Annotated in this window: 17 protein-coding genes; 4 read left to right on the forward strand and 13 right to left on the reverse strand. The window is 68.6% G+C overall.

All coding sequences use genetic code 11. The annotated features are described in order from the left end of the window. The first annotated feature begins 21 nt into the window (after positions 1–21). The gene (gene rsgA, locus QAD21_RS17775; protein WP_068970078.1) at positions 22–1,056 is read left to right on the forward strand and encodes a ribosome small subunit-dependent GTPase A; all 1,035 of its coding nucleotides are present in this window, start codon (positions 22–24) and stop codon (positions 1,054–1,056) included. A gap of 12 nt (positions 1,057–1,068) precedes the next feature. Here the strand turns inward: rsgA and QAD21_RS17780 are convergent, their stop codons facing one another. From QAD21_RS17780 to raiA, 9 genes are all read right to left on the reverse strand, one after another. Then, positions 1,069–2,268 carry a fatty acid desaturase gene (locus tag QAD21_RS17780; RefSeq protein WP_065631851.1) on the reverse strand — a complete coding sequence of 400 codons (1,200 nt, stop codon included), beginning with the start codon at positions 2,266–2,268 and terminating at the stop codon, positions 1,069–1,071. A gap of 72 nt (positions 2,269–2,340) precedes the next feature. After that, positions 2,341–3,684 (reverse strand): fatty acid desaturase, encoded by a 1,344-nt coding sequence (locus QAD21_RS17785; protein ID WP_065631850.1) that lies wholly within the window; start codon positions 3,682–3,684, stop codon positions 2,341–2,343. A gap of 232 nt (positions 3,685–3,916) precedes the next feature. After that, positions 3,917–5,035, reverse strand: a complete 1,119-nt coding sequence (locus tag QAD21_RS17790; protein ID WP_068970077.1) for a GNAT family N-acetyltransferase — start codon at positions 5,033–5,035, stop codon at positions 3,917–3,919. Between the two features lie 106 nt (positions 5,036–5,141). Continuing rightward, positions 5,142–6,257: a ferredoxin reductase gene (locus tag QAD21_RS17795; protein ID WP_068970076.1), complete on the reverse strand. Its 1,116-nt coding sequence runs from the start codon at positions 6,255–6,257 to the stop codon at positions 5,142–5,144. Positions 6,258–6,333: 76 nt separating this feature from the next. After that, a complete protein-coding gene (locus QAD21_RS17800; RefSeq protein WP_068970075.1) occupies positions 6,334–6,900 on the reverse strand; it encodes a hypothetical protein in 567 nt (188 codons plus the stop codon). Positions 6,901–6,952: 52 nt separating this feature from the next. Next, positions 6,953–8,443, reverse strand: coding sequence for a wax ester/triacylglycerol synthase domain-containing protein (locus QAD21_RS17805; protein WP_068970074.1), 1,491 nt, complete (start codon positions 8,441–8,443; stop codon positions 6,953–6,955). 55 nt (positions 8,444–8,498) lie between these two features. Continuing rightward, the gene (locus tag QAD21_RS17810) at positions 8,499–9,020 is read right to left on the reverse strand and encodes an Rv3235 family protein (protein ID WP_321179882.1); all 522 of its coding nucleotides are present in this window, start codon (positions 9,018–9,020) and stop codon (positions 8,499–8,501) included. A 263-nt stretch (positions 9,021–9,283) separates the two neighbouring features. Next, complete coding sequence (gene secA, locus QAD21_RS17815; protein ID WP_068970072.1) at positions 9,284–12,112, reverse strand: preprotein translocase subunit SecA; 2,829 nt, start codon at positions 12,110–12,112, stop codon at positions 9,284–9,286. A gap of 152 nt (positions 12,113–12,264) precedes the next feature. Then, on the reverse strand, positions 12,265–13,086 hold the full coding sequence (gene raiA, locus QAD21_RS17820; RefSeq protein ID WP_078113326.1) for a ribosome-associated translation inhibitor RaiA: 822 nt from the start codon (positions 13,084–13,086) through the stop codon (positions 12,265–12,267). A gap of 395 nt (positions 13,087–13,481) precedes the next feature. Here raiA and QAD21_RS17825 point away from each other — a divergent pair, with 395 nt between their 5' ends. Then, positions 13,482–14,111: a ComF family protein gene (locus tag QAD21_RS17825; RefSeq protein WP_139363039.1), complete on the forward strand. Its 630-nt coding sequence runs from the start codon at positions 13,482–13,484 to the stop codon at positions 14,109–14,111. 17 nt (positions 14,112–14,128) lie between these two features. Here QAD21_RS17825 and lpqB read toward each other — a convergent pair whose 3' ends face one another. Genes lpqB through mtrA form a run of 3 tightly spaced genes read right to left on the reverse strand, consistent with a single transcriptional unit; the run spans position 14,129 to position 18,230 of the window. Next, positions 14,129–15,877 carry an MtrAB system accessory lipoprotein LpqB gene (gene lpqB / locus QAD21_RS17830; RefSeq protein WP_078113325.1) on the reverse strand — a complete coding sequence of 583 codons (1,749 nt, stop codon included), beginning with the start codon at positions 15,875–15,877 and terminating at the stop codon, positions 14,129–14,131. Next, the gene (mtrB, locus tag QAD21_RS17835) at positions 15,874–17,547 is read right to left on the reverse strand and encodes an MtrAB system histidine kinase MtrB (protein ID WP_058251944.1); all 1,674 of its coding nucleotides are present in this window, start codon (positions 17,545–17,547) and stop codon (positions 15,874–15,876) included. Before mtrB ends, lpqB begins: the two co-directional genes overlap by 4 nt. Beyond that, positions 17,544–18,230 (reverse strand): MtrAB system response regulator MtrA, encoded by a 687-nt coding sequence (gene mtrA / locus QAD21_RS17840; protein ID WP_091344371.1) that lies wholly within the window; start codon positions 18,228–18,230, stop codon positions 17,544–17,546. Before mtrA ends, mtrB begins: the two co-directional genes overlap by 4 nt. A gap of 88 nt (positions 18,231–18,318) precedes the next feature. Between mtrA and QAD21_RS17845 the strand changes: the two genes are divergently transcribed. After that, positions 18,319–18,972 carry a dTMP kinase gene (locus tag QAD21_RS17845; protein ID WP_165629750.1) on the forward strand — a complete coding sequence of 218 codons (654 nt, stop codon included), beginning with the start codon at positions 18,319–18,321 and terminating at the stop codon, positions 18,970–18,972. A 283-nt stretch (positions 18,973–19,255) separates the two neighbouring features. Beyond that, positions 19,256–19,891: a hypothetical protein gene (locus QAD21_RS17850; protein ID WP_242697066.1), complete on the forward strand. Its 636-nt coding sequence runs from the start codon at positions 19,256–19,258 to the stop codon at positions 19,889–19,891. A gap of 82 nt (positions 19,892–19,973) precedes the next feature. Here QAD21_RS17850 and ahcY read toward each other — a convergent pair whose 3' ends face one another. Beyond that, entirely contained in the window at positions 19,974–21,443 is a 1,470-nt protein-coding gene (gene ahcY / locus QAD21_RS17855) for an adenosylhomocysteinase (protein WP_058251947.1), read from the reverse strand. Between the last annotated feature and the right edge of the window lie 30 nt (positions 21,444–21,473).

Consider the following 21,473-nt stretch of genomic DNA (forward strand, 5'->3'; position numbering starts at 1 on the left):
CTCTCGAGGACGGGCGCGCCGTTGAGTCGCCGCGCGGCGAGCTACGACGAATCCGACGTCCGGGTCCGTCCCGGGAAGGGCACCCGACCGCGCACCAAGACGCGACCGTCGCACGACGACGCCGAGCAGGGCATGGTGGTCTCGGTCGATCGCGGTCGCTGGGGCGTGGTGCTCGACGGCGACCCGGATCGGCGCGTCGTCGCGATGCGCGCCCGAGAGCTGGGTCGCACCCCGATCGTCGTCGGCGACGACGTGTCGCTGGTGGGCGACCTGTCCGGCCGGCCCGACACGCTGGCGCGTATCGTCCGGGTGGCCGATCGTCGAACGGTGTTGCGCCGCACCGCCGATGACTCCGACCCCTACGAGCGGATCGTCGTGGCGAACGCCGATGCGCTCCTCATCGTGACCGCCATGGCGGATCCGCCGCCGCGCACCGGATTCGTCGAACGCGCACTGGCCGCGGCCTACGTGGGCGGCCTGTCCCCCATCCTGTGCCTGACGAAATCGGATCTCGCCGATCCCGCCGAATTCACCGCGGCCTTCGCCGATCTCGACCTGCCGGTGGTGTGCGCGGGCCGCGACGACCCGCTCGACGCGATCCTGTCGACGTTGCGCGGTCGGATCACCGCGTTCATCGGCCACTCCGGGGTCGGCAAGTCCACTCTGGTCAATCGTCTTGTCCCGGACGCATATCGGGCGACCGGCGTGGTGTCGGGAGTCGGCAAGGGCCGGCACACCTCCACCCAGTCGGTGGCGTTGGCCCTGCCCGACGACGCCGGCCCGCGTGGCTGGGTCATCGACACACCCGGCATCCGGTCGTTCGGACTCGCGCACGTCGGACCCGACGACATCGTCGCCGCCTTCGACGATCTGGACGCCGCCATCGAGGAATGTCCCCGCGGCTGTACACATCTGGGCCCACCGGCGGATCCCGAGTGCAAGCTCGACGAGCTGACCGGCCACTCGTATCGTCGCGCGATGGCCGTGCGCCACCTCCTGGTGGCGGTCAGCGGCGGCGAGGGCGACGCGGCCGAGGAGCCCCGTTCGCCGGAGTGACCGAGTGGCGCGCTACCGCCGGCGACGCCGGGCGCGCAGCTCGCGGATCGCGGTCTTGAGGCCGGCGGCGCGGGGGGTCATCCCGGCGAAACGCCGCTCCGACGCGGTTTCCGGGGCATCATCGGCGGTGTCGCGCAAGAACGAGTCGGGCAGGGCCAGCTTGTTGATCGTGCGCAGCGTCTGAAGGTACTGCACGACAATCGATCCCGTCGTGTACGGAAGGTCGTACTTGTCGCAGAGAGCGCGTACCCGCACCGCGATCTCGGCATACCGGTTGCTCGGCAGATCAGGGTACAGGTGGTGCTCGATCTGGTAGCACAGGTTGCCGCTGAAGAAGGCCATCGCGGGCCCGGCGTCGAAGTTCGCCGTACCGAGCATCTGCCGCAGGTACCACTGGCCCTGCGTCTCGTTCTCGAGTGACTCCGCGGTGAACTTCTCCGCGCCGTCCGGGAAATGACCACAGAAGATGACGACGTAGGCCCACACGTTGCGGATCAGATTGGCACTGAGGTTCGCGGTCAGCGTGTGCTTGAAATTCGGTCCCGACAGCGCGGGGAACAGGACATAGTCCTTGGCCAACTGCTTGCCGACCTTGCGCGCGAACACCTTCAGCTGCGGGATCGCGACCTCTTTGGGCTTCTTCCCCGAGATCGCGTCCTTGATGTCGAGGTCGTGCAAACCGATGCCCCACTCGAACAGCGCCGCGAGGAGGATGTTGGTGACCGGCTGGAGGAGCTGCTTGGGCTTCCACGGTTCGTCCCGCGTGACCCGCAACGTCTTGTAACCGACGTCGTGGTCCATGTCGAGGACGTTGGTGTACTTGTGATGGATGTAGTTGTGGGAGTGCTTCCAGTGCGGCGCCGCGCACACCATGTCCCACTCCCAGGTGGTCGAGTGGACCTCCGGGTCGTTCATCCAGTCCCACTGCCCGTGCATCACATTGTGCCCGAGCTCCATGTTCTCGATGATCTTCGACAGCGCGAGCGCTCCGGTGCCCAGCAGCCAGAGCGGCCGGGAACGGCTGCCCATGAGAGCCGCTCGGCCCGCGACCTCGAGAGCACGGTGCGCCAAGATGGTGCGCCGCAGATACCGGACGTCGCGCATGCCGCGGTCCGCCTCGATCTCACGGCGGAGCGCGTCGAGCTCGGCACCGAGTGCTTCCACGTCGGCGTCGGTCAGGTGCGCGTACTCGTTGATATCAGTGATTGCCATTGCGCCTCATTATGCCCCTGTCGGGGCCACTGCCTTGGTCTCGATGTGTGCCGGCCGTCTGACCTGCGCCGATCAGGCGGCCTGCTCGTCGGAGCGGGCGGCCGACGTATCGACACCGATTCGGGAACGAAGCGAGCGGAGCGAACCCTGGTCTCGCCGCCGGGAGCGGAGCGACGCAATGGCCGAGCGGAGTCCCCGGCGCGCGCCGGTCGTCTCGTCGATCGTCGCCTGCAGACGCGCACCTTCCGGCAGGCCCTGCTTGAAGCGGCGTTCGGAAGCGGTCTCGGGTGCGTCGTCCGCGGTCGCCGACAGGTACTTGTCCGGCAACGAGAGCTTGGCGATGGTCCGCCACGCCTTCGCGTACTGCACCGGGAACGGACCCGAGGTGTACGGGAGGTCGTACTTGTCGCAGAGCGCGCGCACACGTACCGCGATCTCGGCGTACCGGTTGCTGGGGAGATCGGGGAAGATGTGGTGCTCGATCTGGTACGACAGATTCCCGCTCATGAAGGCCAGCGGGAATCCGGCGTCGAAGTTGGCGCTGCCGAGCATCTGGCGCAGGTACCACTCCGCCTGCGTCTCGTTGTCGATGTCCTGCTTGGTGAACTTCTCCGCGCCGTCCGGGAAGTGACCGCAGAAGATGACTGCGTTGCTCCACACGTTGCGGATGACGTTGCCGAGCGCGGTCGCGGTCGCAGCCTTGGCGTACGCGCGGCCGTACCCGACCTTGTGCCCGGTGGCGGCACTGACCAGCGCCGGGTACGCGAGGTAGTCCTTGGCGACCTGCTTGCCGATCTTCGACAGGACCTCGTTGCGATTGCGCCGGAACTCTTCCTGGGCCTCCGGGGTCTTGCGCTTCTTGCCCAGCTCGAGATGCTGCACGGCGACCCCGTATTGGAAGGCGAGCGCGAGAATCGTGTTGTAGACGAGATTTCCGTAGTTGAACGGACGCCACCGCTGATCGCGCGTGACGCGCAGCAGTCCGTAGCCCACATCGTCGTCCATGCCCAGCACGTTCGTGTACTTGTGATGGATGTAGTTGTGGGTGTGCTTCCAGTGCGCCGACGGGTCGGTGTTGTCCCACTCCCAGGTGGTGCTGTGCACCTCCGGGTCGTTCATCCAGTCCCACTGCCCGTGCATCACGTTGTGCCCGAGCTCCATGTTCTCGACGATCTTCGCGACGCCGAGGGCGCACGCACCCGCCCACCAGGCCGACTTCCGAGTCGAACCGAACAGCAGGGCGCGGCCGGTGACCTCCAGCCCGCGCTGGAACCGGATCGTGTTGCGCAGGTACCGCGCATCCCGCTCACCACGGTCGGCTTCGATGTCGGCGCGGATCGCGTCGAGTTCGGCTCCCAATGCGGCCACGTCGGACTCGGTCAGGTGCGCGTATTCGGGGATGTCGGAGATCGCCATACGTGTGGTTCCCTTCGCCGGTGGTCGGTCGATGGCGCGACTTCGAGGTGCGCGTGTCGACCGCTGCCTACGCCTACGTTTCCGTAACTTACGCAAGCGTAGGTTGGCGACGGCGTCGTGTCCAGTGAGTGTGACGAACCGGGACTCAACCGATCAACGGAACGGGTTCCGTGCCGGCGAGGAAGCTGCACAGTCGACGCGAGACAGTGCACGGTCGACGGGGCGGGACTCGTCAGTCCTTGCGGTCGGCCTCGTAGTCGTCGCGGAACAGCTCGAATCCCACGAGGTCCTCGAAGACGCCGTCGGACCGGGCGGCGAGTTTCTGTGTGCCGAACTCGCGGAAGCCGGCGATGCGGGCGAGCTTCTTGCTGCCCTCGTTGCTGTCGGCGGCGAAGAGGGTGAGGCGGCGGAACCCCAGCTTGTCGAAGGCGTACCGGACCGCAGCCGGAAATGCTTCGCCGAGAACGCCTTTGCCGCGGGCCTCGGGGTGCGTGTAGAAACCCGCCTCGGCGCCGGTGACCTCGTCGATGTGCAGCAGGGTGATGTCGCCCAGGTAGTCGTCGGTCTCGCGATCCGCCACCGCCCAGGTGCATGTCGTGCCCTGCGCGGCCGTCCACCACTTGCGGAGGCGTTCGGCCGCGGCGTGTTCGAGTTCCAGCGGATCGGGGCGCGCGAACAGGTACTTGCGCGACACCGGGTCGTCGAGCGTCTCCCGGATGCGCGGATCGTCGGTCTCCGCGAGCGGCCGCAGGCGGAACCGTTCGGTCTCGAAAACGTCTGTCCGCCAATCGGTCTTGGGATGCTGAGGATCGCCTGCGTGCAGCGATCCGACCCAGGCGTCGCGGATGTGACCGCGGACCTCGATGCCGTTGGGGACCGCGGCGTCGAGACGGAAACCGCAGGAGTGGGCCACCCGCAGCGCGTCGATGTTGCCGGCGACGGTCGTCCATCGGACGACCTCTTTGTCCGCCTCGGTGAATGCGTAGTTGACGGCCAGCAGGACGGCGCGCTTCATCACGCCCCACCCGCGGGCGTCGGGGTGCAGGTCGTAGCTGAGTCGGGTGAGCGGTCCTTCGCCCTCGATGTCGACGGTGCCGACGAACCGGCCGTCGAATTCGACGGCCCACAACATCCGGGTGCCCTGCGCCCAGCTGCGCGGCGCGTAGTCGAGGGCGAAGCGCTCGGCTGCCGCACGGCTGTACGGTGCCGGGATCGGGGTCCACCGCATCATGGCCGGATCCGCCGCGAGTTCGACCATCCGGTCGAGGTCGTGGGGCTCATGCGGCCGTAGGGTGACGCCTCCGTCACTCAGGACGGGGATCTCGCTGGGGACCGGGGCCTCAGCGGTCACTGGTGCCTTCGCCGGCGTTTCCACAGAACAGATTCCTCTCGCCACGCACGTCGTTCACCCTACCGGCTCACCGATGGGCGCGAGCCACACGAGACGAAGACGCTGCTCAGACGGCGAGGGTGCAGTCTCCCGCCGCAGCGGAAACACAGGTCTGGATGCGTTCGCCCTCGACGTGTTCGACGCCCGAGCGCAGGTCGCGCACGCATCCCTTGTCGAGCATGACCACGCAGCTCTGGCAGATCCCCATCCGGCATCCGAACGGCATCATCGCGCCCGCGGCCTCCCCCGCCTCGAGCAGCGTGGTCGCGCCGTCGACGACCGCCGACTTCCCGGACCGGGAGAACGTGACCGTACCGCCCTGGGCCCCGACGACGCCGCGTTCGAGGGCGAACCGCTCGATGTGCAACTGCTCGGTCAGGTGCGCCTCCGCATACAGGCGCTGCAGGCCGTCGAGGAACCCGGCGGGTCCGCACGCCCAGGTCTGACGTTCGCGCCAGTCGGCGCAGAGGGACGGCAGCACTTCGGGAGTGATCTGCCCGTCGGATCGCGTGTACTGCACATGCAGGTCGACGACGCCGCTGTCCGCCAGATCCCGGAGTTCGTCGGCGAAGAGCAGATCGGCCGGCGTGGGCGTCGAGTGCACGAGTGTGATGTCGGTGCGCTGGTCGCGGTGTCGTGCGGTGCGCAGCATCGAGATGATGGGCGTGAGTCCGCTTCCGGCGGTCACGAAGAGAACCTTCGCCGGCAACGGGTCCGGCAGCACGAACTCCCCGCGCGGTGCGGCGAGACGGACGACCGTGCCGGGCTGGAGACCGTTCACCAGGTGACTGGACAGGAAGCCCTCGGGCATCGCCTTGACCGTGATCGAGATCGTCTTGTCGTTCGCCGACGAGTCGGGGGTCGAGGTCAGCGAATAGGAACGCCACGCCCAGCGGCCCTCCATCAGGACGCCGATGCCGATGTACTGACCCGGGGCGTAGTCGAACGAGAAGCCCCAACCGGGCCGGATGCGGATCGTCGCGGTGTCCTCGGTCTCCTTGGTCACCGAGACGACCTTGCCCCGCAGCTCGCGGGCCGACCACAACGGATTCGCCAGGTGGAGATAGTCGTCGGGCAGGAGCGGCGTCGTGATCCGGGTGAGCGCGGCGCGGGCCCACTGCGAGCCGCGGCTGCGGGCCGCGACGCCGGAAACCGGTTCCTCGAACCTCTCGAGCAAACCCATCTCACTTACCGCCTTCGACGTCGGGGAACGTGTCGGAGCCACCATAACCTACGCAACCGTAGGTTAGTGTTTCGGTTCAGAGCAGCTCGAGGAGGAACGGCAGTTCCTGAGTCGCGTACCACGCGAGATCGAAGTCCTCGACGTCGCCGACCGCGAGTTCGGCATCGAGATCACCCATGTCGGCGGCGTCGATGACCACCACGGCCGCACGGACCTTCGGCTCCGCCTCGGCGACGTCGACATGCACCGACGCGATCGCCGACACCGGGACGGGCCCGGAGATCTTCACCACCGCGTCGTCCAGGTCGGGACGCAGTGTCACGTCCTCCACGTCGGCCGCGACGACCACGCGCCGGGGCGGCAGACGCGGGGTGTCCGCGGGGTCGGTGACCGCCTCGTCGGCGACCAGTTCGGACTCCGACTCGCGGTCGCCGACCTCCGGGGCCTCCCCGGCTAGCAGGCGCAGCGACGCACGCGCGGCCTCACGCAGCGCGACCTCGGACAGCTCCTCGTCGTCCCCGGAGACGAAGGCCTCACGCAGCGCGGGCGTCAGGGCGAAACCCGTGCCGCCCAGCGGACGGAACTCGCCGTCGGTATCGAGCCGCAACAGCATCGCCAACGTCGCCGGCAGGTACACCCTCATTCGTCAACTACTCCCGTTCGGCCAGCGGTGGGGCTGGGTCAGCTCTTCTGGGTCAACTCTTCTGGGTCAGCTCTTCGTGGGACTCGAAGACGTAGTCGGCCATCGCGGGCAGATCGGCGATGACCCCGCGGTCGGCGACGAAGGCGAAGTGCAGATGGTCACGGTACTCGACGACGCTGATCGCCAGCGCACGCTGCGACACGAGGGTGGGAATCGAGAAGACCTGGCGCACCGGTGCGCCGAGGACGAAACGGTCCGGCACCGGCGACGTGCTCATCGCCACCGGCACGTTGTACGCACGGCTGTTCAGCGACCGGAACGCCCGAGAGCTGATCTCCGGGAACGGCACCACACCCAGTTCGGGGAAAAGCGGGCTGGGACCGAGAGTCATCCGGCGCGACGACTGCGCATATCGGTCGGCCAGACCGGCCACCTGCGCCAGCCGAACGGCCGGATTGCTCTCCCCCACCGGCAGATCGGTGACGAAACTCGGTTTGCCGACCCCGATCCACCCGGGTTCCGGCTCGGCCGTGCGCTCGACACCCGGGTCGCGTGCCGACAGCGGCACGACGACCCGCACGGTGTCGGCGGGCACCTCGGCCGGATCGAACGACAGCATCCACTTGCGCATGACCCCGGAGATGATGGCCAGCTCGACGTCGTTGATGGTGCAACCGTGATGCTCGGCGACCTTTGCGCAGCCCCGTCGCGGCAGCGCGACGGTGGTGAAGGACCGGGTGGTGGTACCCGCGTTGTTCAACGGACTGCGTGGCGCCGAATCGGTCAGCTGCGACACCACGTCCCCCACGCGCCGCACGGTCGTGCCCACGGCGGACCGCATCTCGGACACGAGTCCGTTGCCGTGGAGCACCGTGTCCACGAGGTCGCCCGGACGCGCGAGCGCCTCGGCGAGGGCACCGGCGACGAGATGGGTGCCGCCCGGCGGCCTGCCCGGCATCCACAGCTCCTCCGGCAGCGGTTCGGCTGACTCGGTGTCGTCGCAGATGACCTCACTGATCTCCCGGCTGCCGGCATCGTCGATGAGGCATCGGTGCGACTTGGTCAGGATCGCGAGTCGGCCGTCGGCGAGACCCTCGATGAGATACATCTCCCAGAGCGGTCGCGTGCGATCGAGCGGCCGCGACATCACCCGGGCGACGAGTTCGTCGACGTCGACGGCTCCACCGGGCCGCGGCAGACCCGCGCGACGGATGTGGAAGTTGATGTCGAAGTCGGGGTCGTCGACCCAGACCGGGCGCGCGAGGCCGAGCGTCACCTCGCGGACGACCTGGCGATACCGCGGGATGAGTTGCAGGCGGTTCTCGACCAGCGAGACCAGACCCGCGTAGTCGAGCGTCGACTGCCGTGACGCTCGCCTGGCCGCGTCGGACGCTTCGGATCCGGCGTCGCCCGGTTCGGCGTTCTCCGAGGTGGCCAGCGCGGCCGCGGGATCGACGATCAGCAACGCCCCGAGGTGGGTCGTGGACCGCGAATCGTCGAGGAAGTAGTACATCGCGTCGCGGGGCGACAGACGGGTGACCACGACGCCGATCGTAACCGCCGACGCGGATTTCCGTGGTCTGCGCAGGAGCTACCCGTCAGCCGAACTCGAGGGCCACCAGCTGCCACCGGTATTCCACTCGACCCAACGATCGCCGGCCCGGGTCCGCGGCGCCACGGACCCGGATCGGCTTGCGCTCGATGCGGCCCGCGAACGCCCGGAGCCGCCCACCTCCCTCGTACGAGCCGAACACCTCTGCGGCGCTGGGATCGCACACCTGGACGTGCACGCGCCGCAGCACGTTCCCGGTCGACACCTGCGCCACCGGCGTCGATGCGGTCCCCGGCGTCCCGGTTCCGGTCGACTCCGGAATCCGAAAGGCGTCGTGCCGGACGAGGGCTGCGACCTGGTCGGCGATCGCCGGCGACACGACGTCGCCGAGGTGCGCGACCGAGCGACGCCGATCGACCACCTCGAACAGCAGCCGGGACACCGCAACGGTGAAGCGGCGGGCCTCGGCCGCGGCGACCGCGGTCTTGCGCGCCGAACCGGCACCCGGAGCCGACCCCGGGAACGGCCGGATGGCCGTCGGAGTCGCAAGGCCGTGCGGTGCTGCCACCACCGGACCGGCGGGCTCGTACGGCGGCGCCGGACGAACCCGGACCCGCGGTGTCTGCTGCGACGGCCGCGATCCGTGCGGCCGCGACGTGCTCGTGGGTGCGAGTTCAGGACCCGCCAGGAGTGGACGCATGGGATTTGGACGCACGGGGCGGCGTCCCGGTTCCATCGAATCCGAGAAAAACGCCGACGGTCGGTCCCGGACATCTCCGGGACCGACCGTCGGCGGTCACTGCTGGTGGCGGCACCCGCTTGGGGCGCCGGTCAGCGGCGCTGCTTCTTGGACTTCGGCGGCTTCGGCCGGGACCCCTTGGTGGTGGCGCGGGCCGCGGCGCGGCGCTCGCGCCGGCTGGCGGATTCCGCGGCGCCCGAGAGCTCCTCCTCCTCGGAGTGCACGACCGTACCGCCGCCCTCGCCAGGGCCCGAGTACGTGACCGCCGCGTCCGCCGACTGAGTCGGGGCCCGCAGGGCGGCCGGGGCCTGAGCACCGGAGTCGGCGGCCGGAGCGGGAGCGGGCACCGGTGCCGGGGCACCCGCGCCCACGGCCGCGCGCAGGTCGGCAGCACTCGGGAGCGGTTGCTCGGCCGCCGGCTGCTGTGTCTGCACCTGCGCGTTGAACAGGATGCTCAGCGTCTCTTCCTTCAAGCCCTCGAGCATGCCGTGGAACATGTCGAAGCCCTCGCGCTGGTACTCGACGACCGGGTCACGCTGGGCCATCGAACGCAGGTGGATGCCCTCGCGCAGGTAGTCCATCTCGTACAGGTGGTCGCGCCACTTGCGGTCGAGCACGCTCAGCAACACGCTCCGTTCGAGCTGTCGCATCGCGCCCTCGCCGGCGATCGCGTCGATCTGCTTCTCACGGGTGTCGTACGCGGCGCGCGCGTCGGCGACGAGCTTCTCGCGCAGCTCGTCGGCCGAGATGTCATCGCGCTCACCGTATTCGGACTCACCGACGACATCCTTCGGATCGAGCTCGATCGGGTACAGCGCACGCAGTGCGGTCCACAGCTCGTCGAGATCCCAGTCCTCGGCGTAACCCTCGGCGGTCGCACCGTCGACGTAGGCCCCGACGACGTCGTCGACCATCTGCTTGACCTGCTCGTGGTGATCCTCGCCCTCGAGGATGGTGCGGCGCTCGGCGTAGATGACCTTGCGCTGCTCGTTCATCACCTCGTCGTACTTGAGCACGTTCTTGCGCATCTCGAAGTTCTGCTGCTCGACCTGCGTCTGCGCACTGCGGATCGCCTTGGTCACCATCTTCGCCTCGATGGGGACGTCGTCGGGCAGCCGGTTCATGATCGCCTCGAGCGCACCGCCGTTGAATCGACGCATGAGCTCGTCGGCGACCGACAGGTAGAACCGCGACTCACCCGGGTCGCCCTGGCGGCCGGAACGGCCGCGCAGCTGGTTGTCGATACGGCGTGACTCGTGGCGTTCGGTGCCCAGCACGTACAGACCGCCGGCCGCGCGGACCTCCTCGGCCTCCTTCGCGGCGTCGGTGCGGGCGACCTCGATGGCCTCGTCCCACGCGGCCTCGTACTCGTCGGGGGTCTGCACCGGGTCGAGACCGGCCTTGCGAAGCCGGGTGTCGGCGATGATGTCGGGGTTGCCGCCGAGCACGACGTCGGTACCGCGACCGGCCATGTTGGTGGCCACGGTGACCGCGCCGAGCCGACCCGCCTCGGCGATGATCTGCGCTTCCTGCTCGTGGAACTTCGCGTTCAGGACGCTGTGCGGGATCTCGCGCTTCTTGAGCTGGCGGGAGAGGTATTCCGAACGCTCGACGCTGGTCGTACCGATCAGGACGGGCTGTCCCGTCGCATGACGCTCGGTGACGTCGTCGACGACCGCGGCGAACTTCGCCTCCTCGGTCTTGTAGATCAGGTCACCCTGGTCCTTGCGGATCATCGGCTTGTTGGTCGGGATCGGCAGCACCCCGAGCTTGTAGATCTGGTCGAACTCGGCGGCCTCGGTCTCGGCGGTACCGGTCATCCCGGACAGCTTCTCGTAGAGGCGGAAGTAGTTCTGCAGCGTGATCGTGGCGAGCGTTTGGTTCTCGGCCTTGATCTCGACGCCCTCTTTCGCCTCGATGGCCTGGTGCAGGCCCTCGTTGAAGCGACGCCCGTCGAGCACGCGGCCGGTGAACTCGTCGACGATCATGACGTTGCCGTTGCGGACGATGTAGTCCTTGTCGCGCTGGAACAGCTCCTTGACCTTGATCGCGTTGTTCAGGTAGCTGACCAGGGGCGAGTTGGCGGCCTCGTAGAGGTTGTCGATGCCGAGGCGGTCCTCGACGAACTCGACGCCGGCCTCGTGGACACCGACGGTCTTCTTCTTGATGTCGACCTCGTAGTGCACGTCGCGCTCGAGCAGCGGGGCGATCCGCGCGAACTCGGTGTACCACTTGCTCGACCCCTCGGCGGGGCCGGAGATGATCAACGGGGTACGGGCCTCGTCGACGAGGATCGAGTCGACCTCGTCGACGATCGCGTACGAGTGGCCGCGCTGGACGAGGTCCTCGAGCGAGTGCGCCATGTTGTCGCGCAGGTAGTCGAAGCCGAATTCGTTGTTCGTGCCGTAGGTGATGTCGGCGGCGTAGGCCTCGCGCCGCGCGGCCGAGCTCATGCCGGTGAGGATGACGGCGGTGTCGAGACCGAGGAACCGGTGCACGCGGCCCATCCACTCGGAGTCGCGCTTGGCCAGGTAGTCGTTGACGGTGACCACGTGCACGCCGTCGCCGGAGAGCGCGTTGAGGTAGGCCGGGAGCACACAGGTGAGCGTCTTGCCCTCACCGGTCTTCATCTCGGCGATGTTCCCGTAGTGCAGCGCCGCCCCGCCCATGATCTGCACGTGGAAGTGCTTCTGGTCGAGCACTCGCCACGCCGCCTCGCGGGCGACCGCGAAGGCCTCGGGCAGCAGCTCGTCGAGCGACGCCCCGTCGGCGATGCGCTCTCTGAACTCGTCTGTCTTGGCACGCAACTCGGCGTCGGTCAACGCCTCGACGTCATCGGACAGCGTCTCGACGTGCGATGCGATCGCATCGAGTCGCTTGACCATGCGGCCTTCGCCGACACGCAACAGCTTGTTCAGCACCGTGGATCGAGTCCCTCACCTGTAGAAAACACACGGAATCCGGCCCGCGCGAACGCACAGACCGGATCCCATGGTACCGAGGTGAGCTGAGCAGACCCTGATCGGATCGTCGGACATCGACCGGATGACCGCCTGCGGGGCCCGCTCGGGCGTCAGGTCAACCTGATGAGCCCGTAGTCGAAGGCGTGCCGGCGATAGACGACGGACGCCTTGTCGGTCTCCTTGTCGTGGAACAGGAAGAAGTCGTGGCCGACCAGTTCCATCTCGTAGAGCGCGTCGTCGACGGTCATCGGCACGGCCGTGTGCTCCTTCACGCGGACGATCTGACCGGGTGTGTATTCCTCCACGCCGTCGTCCCACTGTTCGGCGGAGTCGGCCGCCGTCGAGTTCGAATCACCGACGAAACCGTCCACGGAGAGCTGGTTGTCGCGGAGGGGCGGCGCACCGATCTCGGTGGCTTCGGCGACCGAGAGCGGCCGACGGTTGCCGTGATGGACACGGCGGCGGTCCTTGACGCGGCGCAGCCGGGACTCGACCTTGTCGAGCGCGTGTTCGAGGGCGGCGTAGAAGTTCTCGCCGCAGGCCTGCGCCCGGACGATCGGCCCCTTGCCCGTCGCGGTGATCTCCACCTGTTGACAGACCTTGGACTGTCTCCGGTTGCGCTCGTGGTTCAGCTCGACGTCGAATCGGTAGATGGTCGGATCGAATCGCTCGAGACGAGCGAGTTTGTCGCCGACGTAGATGCGGTAGTGGTCGGGGATCTCGACGTTGCGGCCGCTGAACACGACCTTCGCGGTGGGTTCGGCCGGCTCGTCGGCGTCCACCGTTCCCGGTGGGCGGACGAAGGCGAACTCCGGATCGTAGGAATCGTTCTCGGTTGATCGGCGGTCGGGCACGGGACCCTCCTCCACGGTCGGCCGTGGGTCGGCGGTCTTCGGTTCGCGCTGGCCTTTGCGGTGGATGACTGTGGACATTCAACTACCTCCTGAATTGTCCCGAAGCCGGTTGAATCGCCGTGATCTGTTGTCGCACTGGCGATTCGAACGGCACCGAGGATGTGTCCATGTCAGCTGACAGCTGACACTCAAAGACAGGGGCATCACCTCCCGGCAAAAGCGGTCGTGGCCGGCACACCTCGACGGCCTCCGGCAACCTGCTGTACCCCCGACCGTAGCCGCAAGTTCCGGTATCGGCCACGTTTTGCGGCGCGGCGTCGGCATGTCGGGACGAACGGGCACGAGATCCTCCCGCGAGCACCCGTGCCCCGGTTGTGCACAGCCTCGCCCACCGCCCCGCACACCTGTGCGAGGTGCACTACCGTCGGCGCGTGACGTGGCGCCGGCAGGTCTTCGAGGCGGGAACCGATCTGATGTTCCCGATGGTCTGCGGCGGGTGCGGTCGCCCAGGTACCCGGTGGTGCCGACGATGCGAGCGCGCGTTGTCCGACGCCCCGATCGCGGCCCACCCGCGGGTCGCGCCCGGCGTCCCGGTCTGGGCGCTGGGCCGGTACCGCGGTCCGCATCGGCAGGCGATCATCGCGCTCAAGGAACACGACCGTCGCGATCTCGCCCGGCCCCTCGGCACCGCTCTCGCGCTCGGTGTCCGCGTGCTGGCCCGGTGGGGTGAGCTCCCCGACGCCGAACGGATGCTGCTGATCCCGGCACCGACCCGCCGGATGACGGCGCGGCGGCGCGGCGGGGACCCCGTCACGGCGGTGGCGGCGAACGCGGCGCCCGCACTGGGCCGACGGGTACGGGTCGCACCGCTGCTGGTGACGTCGGCGACGGCACGGGACTCCGCCGGACTCGACGCCCGGGCCCGCGCCCGGAATCTACGCGGCGCCGTCCGGCTGCGCTCCGGCGCCGTCCCGGCCCCCGGGGCGAGCGCGATCCTGGTCGACGACGTGCTGACGACCGGCGCGACCGTGACCGAATCGGTGCGCGTGCTCGCCGAGACCGGCGTCGACGTCGCGGCGGTCGTCGTGCTCGCAGCTGCCTGACGGTAGCGGCTCGGATTTCAGGGCAGGACCGGGATCGCGCCCTCGATCATCGCCGGCTCGACCTCGGTCCAGTACTGGTCGGGTTGGCCGTTGCTGCTGCCGAGTCGCAGCACACCGCGCTGATCGCCCACGTAGATCGTCGAGGCGTTGGCGACCACCGCCCGCACCGGCGGTGACACGTTGCCGCTCAGCAGGCCAACCGCCGGGGTGCCGTCGATCGACAGTTGCACGACCGGCGACTCGGGTGCCTCGCGCGCGATCATCAGCGTCGTCGGCGACGCCCAGTCCACCGAGACCGCGCGGTTGCCGATGTTGTAGGCCGCGATCCGCGGGCTGGTCAGCGACACCTGGCCCTCGGTGTTGGTCGACAGCACCGCGAAGACGATCTGTCCGCCGACCACCAGTGCGGTGCGCACACCGTCCGGGGCCACCTGCATCTCGGTGATCGCGCCTCGCGCGACCGTAGGAATCGCCGAAGCCTCGACGGGCACGGTGGCGGTGCCGTCGTCGTCGCGTTGCCATTGGATCGGTTTGCCGTCGACGACGACCCACACGGTGTTCTCGTCGGAGCCGAACGACGGCCGGGTGATCGACGACCCGCCGACGATCGGTCCGACGTCGCCGCCGTAGTCGCCGATCACCAGTTCGAGCCTGCGCTCGGGTCCGGACAGACTCCGGACCGCGGCCACCCGCGCCCCGTTGTCGGAGATGGTCGCCGACCGCAGATCGCGCGCCGACCCGAGCGGCCCCTGCACCGGCACGGTCGCGGTGTCGGTCACCGCTCGCAACGCGCCGCCCGTGACGATGTTGAGCCCGACATCGGTGGTCGTCACAGAGTTCGGATCGAAGGCCCGCACGTCGGTGGTCTGCCATCCGGAGGCGCGTTCGGCGGCCAGCGGCGCGCCGTCGGCGTCGATGACGTAGGGCCCGGATATGTCGGCGCCGTCGAGCGTCCAGATGATCTGCGCCGCCAGCAGGTTGCGATCCCGCGCGGGGGCGCTCCCGATGCCGTCGAGATCCACACGCACGCCGCCCCCGGCGAGGCCGACGACCGGACCCCGCAGCGCGGCTCCGTTGGGGAAGCCGCTGTCCACTGCCGCCGCGAGGTCCGACGCGGGTCCCGCGATCAACCGGTTCACCAGCACGGTCGGGTCGGTCGCCTGTCCCGCGTAGAGCCAGCGCGGGTCGGGGACGAGCCGGCGCCCGGTGCGGTCGCTGTAGTACAGCGAGACCGGCCGGTAGGTGCTGTCGAACTGGTCCCGGTCGATCATCGTGCCGTTCGGCAGGGGCCCGTCGATGCGCCACTGGTCTCCCGAGCGGGTGAGGCTGATGCTGGTCTCGACCCGTCCCGAGGCCGGCAGCAGCTGACCGTCGGACTTGAGGGTCCCGACGTTGTCGCCGATGAGCCGCATCCGCACCGAGTCCTCGTTGCGCTGGTCGACGAAGGTGTTGATCTCGTCGACGATCAGCGCATCGCCGCGGTCGTCCCACTGCTGCGAGGCGACCGAGGTCAGGAAGGCGCGCGCCGAGCGGTGCGCCGAGTCGGGATCGACGGTGGACTTCAGGAAGGCCCGCACCAGGGCCTCGGGATCCATGTCGGCCTGGGGCACCGGGACGGCGTTGGTCGCGCCCTCCCGTTCGAACGATTTGATCGGCTGGGGAGACGAGTCGTTGGGGATCGCCCCGCACGCGGTGACCAGCAGCAGCGCCGCGATGCCGAGCGCCAGCGCCAGGACGGCGCGGCCGGACCGGGATGACCGCATCATTCGGCACCCGCTCCCGGGCCCGCGGCGCGCCCACCCGTCCTGGGCGCGGATGTGCGCTGCAGGGTGCCCACCGACTTCAGGGGCAGCGGCGAACCGAGGACCTTGTGCCCGCGCACGAGCGGCAACGTCAACCGGAAGCACGCGCCCTTGCCCGGTTCACCCCACGCCTCGAGGCGCCCCTGGTGCAGGCGGGCGTCCTCGATGCTGATGGCCAGGCCGAGGCCGGTACCGCCCGAACGCCGGAATCGCGACGGGTCGGATCGCCAGAACCGGTTGAACACCAGCTTCTCCTCCCCCGGCCGCAGTCCGATGCCCTGATCGCGCACGGTGATGGCCACCGCGTCACCATCCGAACGCATGGTGAGCGTCACCGGTTTCCGTTCGCCGTGATCGATGGCGTTGGCGAGCAGGTTCCGCAGGATGCGTTCGACGCGACGCGGATCGATCTCGGCCAGGACGGGTTCGGCCGGGAGATCGAGGACGAGCTCGGTGCCGGTCTCCTCGGCGAGGTGACCGACGGTGGCCAGGGCACCGTCGATCGGGATGGCCATGTCCATCCGCTCGGCGGCCAGTTCGGCCATGCCGGCGTCGTGACGCGAGATCTCCAGGAGCTCGTTGAGCAACGTCTCGAAGCGGTCGAGTTCCTTGTCCAGCAATTCCACCGACCGCTTGCGGACCGGGTCGAGATCCTCGCGGCCCTCGTAGAGCACGTCGGAGGCCATCCGCACGGTGGTCAGCGGTGTGCGCAGTTCGTGGCTGACGTCGGAGGTGAACTGCCGCTGCAGTCCGCCGAACTCCTCGAGATGGGTGATCTGCTTGGACAGGCTCTCGGCCATGTCGTTGAAGGACATCGCGAGCCGGGCCATGTCGTCCTCACCGCGGACCGGCATTCGCTCCTTCAGCCGGCCGTCGGCGAACCGCACCGCGATCCGCGACGCCGACCGCACCGGGATGACGACCTGACGCGACACGAGCCACGCGATCGCGGCCAGCAGACCGAGCAGCACGATGCTGCCCGTCAGCAGCGTGCCGCGGACGAGGTCGAGCGTGTTCTGTTCCGCCGTCAGCGGGAACACCAGGTACAACTCGAGGCCGGGCACCGAGGCGTTCGTGGGACTGCCGACGATCAGCGCCGGCGCCCGACCCCCCGTCCCGTCGGGGACCTGGGTGTACTGGTATGCCACCTGACCGCCGCGGACCATGTCCCGCAGGTTCGACGGCACCTCGGCCGTCGGCCCGACGCCGCTCGCGACCCCGTTGTCGGAGCCGCCCGGTACCAGCAGGACGGTGTCAAAGGCACCGACGGCACCCGACGCCTGCCCGGTGTCGGCGTCCCGGTCGGTGAGCAGGGACCGCGTCTGACGCAAACGGTTCTGGACGGACATGTTGCCCGCGCCGCTCGACAGATCGCGCTCCACCGAGATGCGGGCGCGATCGATCTCCTCGGTCGCCGCCGCCAGCTTGACGTCGAGCAACCGGTCGGTGATCTGGGTGACGAGGACGAAGCCGAGAATGAGGAGAACGACGACCGACAGCACCAACGTGGACACCACGACCCGCAACTGCAGCGAGCGCCGCCAGATGTGCCCGAAGGCACGTCCGACAGCGCCGGCGGTGCGGGTGAAGCGTCCGAGAGTGCTGTTGACCCGTCGTCGAGATCGACCGATCACGGCGGGCCGGCCTTGTAGCCGACCCCCCTCACCGTCAGGACGACCTCGGGATTCTCCGGGTCGGTTTCGACCTTGGCGCGTAACCGCTGGACATGCACGTTGACGAGTCTAGTGTCCGCCGGGTGCCGGTATCCCCACACCTGTTCGAGGAGGACATCGCGGGTGAACACCTGACGGGGCTTGCGCGCGAGCGCGACGAGCAGGTCGAACTCGAGCGGGGTCAGCGAGATCGGCACGCCATCGCGGGTGACCTTGTGGGCGGGCACGTCGATCTCCACCGGGCCGATCGACAGCAGCTCGGCCGGTTCCTCGTCGGTCCGGCGCAGGCGCGCACGCACCCGGGCGACCAGCTCCTTCGGCTTGAACGGTTTGACCATGTAGTCATCGGCGCCGGATTCCAGGCCCAGCACCACATCGACGGTGTCGGACTTCGCCGTCAGCATCACGATGGGCACACCTGAATCGGCACGCAGCACACGGCAGACGTCGATGCCGTTCATGCCGGGCAGCATGAGGTCGAGAAGCACCAGATCGGGACGGATCTCCCGGACCGCAGTCAGAGCCTGTGTGCCGTCGCCCACCACGAAGGGCTCGAAACCCTCGCCGCGCAACACGATCGTCAGCATCTCGGCGAGTGCGGCGTCGTCGTCGACGACGAGGATGCGGGGTTTCATGTTGTCAATGGTGACATCACCGTGATGAAACCGTGGTGATCGACGCGCCGGGACGGACGTTCTGACCCGTTTGGTTTAACCACCTAGACTCCCCGCCGTGGGTCAATTGATAGCCGTGGAAGGACTCGACGGCGCCGGCAAGAACACCTTGGTCACCGGTCTGATCGACCGATGGTCAGCGGCCGGACTCCGGGTCGCGACGTTCACCTTCCCCCGCTACGGCCGGTCGGCGACCGCCGACATCGCGGCCGAAGCGCTCCACGGTTCGCACGGTGACCTACGCGACAGCGTGTACGCGATGGCACTGCTGTTCGCGCTCGACCGGGCCGGAGCGGTCGAGGACATCCACGCCGCCACCGAAGCCCACGACATCGTGATCCTGGACCGCTATGTCGCGTCCAACGCCGCCTACAACGCCGCACGTCTGGAGCAGGGCGCCGGCGGTGAGATGGTGCGGTGGGTCGTCGACCTCGAGTTCGGCCGATTCGACATGCCGGTCCCCGATCGTCATGTCCTGCTCGGGGTGTCACCGGAGGTCGCGATGCAGCGTGCGGCATCGCGCGCCGAACAGGACGCGGCGCGAGCCCGGGACGCCTACGAACGCGACGACGCCCTGCAGCGCCGGGTCGACGCCGTCTACCGCGAACTCGCCGAGGACGCCTGGATGTCGCCCTGGCACCTGTTCGACGGCGAGGATGTCGCAGGCCTGGCCGACGAGCTCCGTACCGACCGGACAGCACCGACCGAATGACGCGTCCGATGACCTCGCGGCGCCCTTTCGATAGCCTGGGACCACCGATTGTGAAGGGCATTTCATGACCTATCAGCCACCGCCACCTGGTGGTGGGCCGCCGCCGTACGGTCCGCCAGGCCCTGGCCGGCCGGGCCCGGGTCCACAGGGTTCGGGCCCGCCGGGTCCCGGCAGGCAGGGCCCCGGTCAACAGGGTCTCGGTCAGCAGTACGGCCCGGGTCGGCAACCAGTGCCCGGTCCGCATCGCCCGGGGGGATACGGCCCTCCGCCCGGCCGGGGGCCGGTGCCGCCGCCCGCCCCGTACGGCCGTCCCCCGTTCGCCCCGGGACAGTATGGTCCCCCCGGGGCCGGGGCTCCCGGATTCGGGGGCCCGCCCGGCCCGCCGCCGCGCGGCAACACCGGGGTGATCGTCGCCTGGGTGCTCGGCGGCGTCGCGGTCGTCGCGGTGATCGCCCTGGTGCTCACGGTGGTGGTGACCAGATCGTCGTCGGACGACACCGTGGTCGCCGGTTCGTCCAGCGCGACGTCGGGCCCGACCTCCGCCTCCGACGACCCGTCGCCGAGCGAGAGCGGGTCGGAGCCGGGATCGACCGACTACACCGCCCTCTCCGAGATCCGGGCGGCGTTGCTCGCCTACATCACCGCCCGCAATGAGCGCGACGTCGCGCGCATGCGCGCCGCGGTCTGCACCCAGTCCCGCGACCGGATCACCGGCGTACCCCCTGCCGACGGCGGAGAAATCGTTCTCGACGGCTTCCTCGACACGGTCTTCGACGGCGACGTCGCCCAGTCCGAGGTCGTGTCCCACCTCGAGAAAGGCACGGAGAGAACGGCATCGGAGAAGTCGAACGAGCGCTTCCTCAAGGAGGAGGGTTCGTGGATCTACTGCCCCGACGCCGAACCCGACATCGGGACCTGACTTCGCGGAACCCGGCTTTCGAACCCCCGGTCATAGAAAAAGGAGCCCCACCGCAGTGGGGCTCCTTTTCTATGCCGATCGTTCAGTAGCGGTAGTGCTCGGGCTTGTACGGCCCCTCGACATCGACGTTGATGTACTCGGCCTGCTCCTTGGTGAGCTTGGTGAGCTTGCCGCCGAGCGCCTCGACGTGGATGCGGGCCACCTTTTCGTCGAGATGCTTGGGCAGGCGGTAGACCTCGTTGTCGTACTCGTCGTTCTTCGTCCACAGCTCGATCTGTGCGATCACCTGGTTCGAGAAGCTGTTGCTCATGACGAACGAGGGGTGACCGGTCGCGTTCCCGAGGTTGAGCAGACGGCCCTCGGAGAGCACGATGATCGACTTGCCGTTCTCGAAGATCCACTGGTCGACCTGCGGCTTGACGGTGATGCGCTTGGCACCCGACCGCTCGAGGCCGGCCATGTCGATCTCGTTGTCGAAGTGGCCGATGTTGCCCAGGATCGCCTGGTGCTTCATCGCCCGCATGTGCTCGAGGGTGATGATGCCGAGGTTGCCGGTCGAGGTGATGACGATGTCGGCGTTGCCGATCGCGTCCTCGACGGTGACGACGTCGAAGCCGTCCATCAGCGCCTGCAGCGCGTTGATCGGGTCGATCTCGGTGACCTGGACGCGGGCGCCCTGGCCGGCGAGCGATTCGGCGCATCCCTTGCCGACGTCGCCGTAGCCGCAGATCAGCACCTTCTTGCCGCCGATGAGGACGTCGGTGCCGCGGTTGATGCCGTCGATCAGCGAGTGGCGGGTCCCGTACTTGTTGTCGAACTTCGACTTGGTGACCGAGTCGTTGACGTTGATCGCCGGGAACGCGAGGTCGCCGGCGGCGGCGAACTGGTACAGCCGCAGCACACCGGTGGTGGTCTCCTCGGTGACGCCCTGGACCGACTCGGCGATCGCGGTCCACTTGCCCTTGTCCGTCTCGAACCGCTTGCGCAGCAGTTCGAGGAACACCTTGTACTCGGCGGGGTGGTCGTCCTCCGCGGGCGGGACCACGCCGGCCTTCTCGAACTCGGCACCGCGGAGCACCAGCATGGTGGCGTCCCCGCCGTCGTCGAGGATCATGTTCGCCGGTTCACCGGGCCAGGTCAGCATCTCCTCGGCCGCCCACCAGTACTCCTCCAGGGTCTCGCCCTTCCAGGCGAAGACCGGCACACCCTTCGGCTCGTCCGGCGTGCCGTTGGGCCCGACGACGATCGCCGCGGCCGCGTGATCCTGGGTGGAGAAGATGTTGCACGACGCCCATCGCACCTCGGCGCCGAGCGCGGTGAGGGTCTCGATGAGGACCGCGGTCTGCACGGTCATGTGCAGCGAGCCGGAGATACGAGCTCCCTTGAGCGGCAGCACGTCCGCGTATTCGCGTCGAAGCGCCATGAGTCCGGGCATCTCGTGCTCGGCGAGCTCGATCTCCTTGCGGCCGAAGTCCGCGAGGGACAGGTCGGCCACCTTGTAGTCGATTCCGTTGCGGCTGTCGGCCTTCAGCTCGTCCTGAGCAGTCGTCACTTGATCCCCTTGTCGTTCGCGTCGGGCGCC

Origin of the sequence: Gordonia sp. SMJS1 (assembly GCF_029866425.1) — a bacterium.
Lineage (GTDB): Bacteria > Actinomycetota > Actinomycetes > Mycobacteriales > Mycobacteriaceae > Gordonia > Gordonia hongkongensis.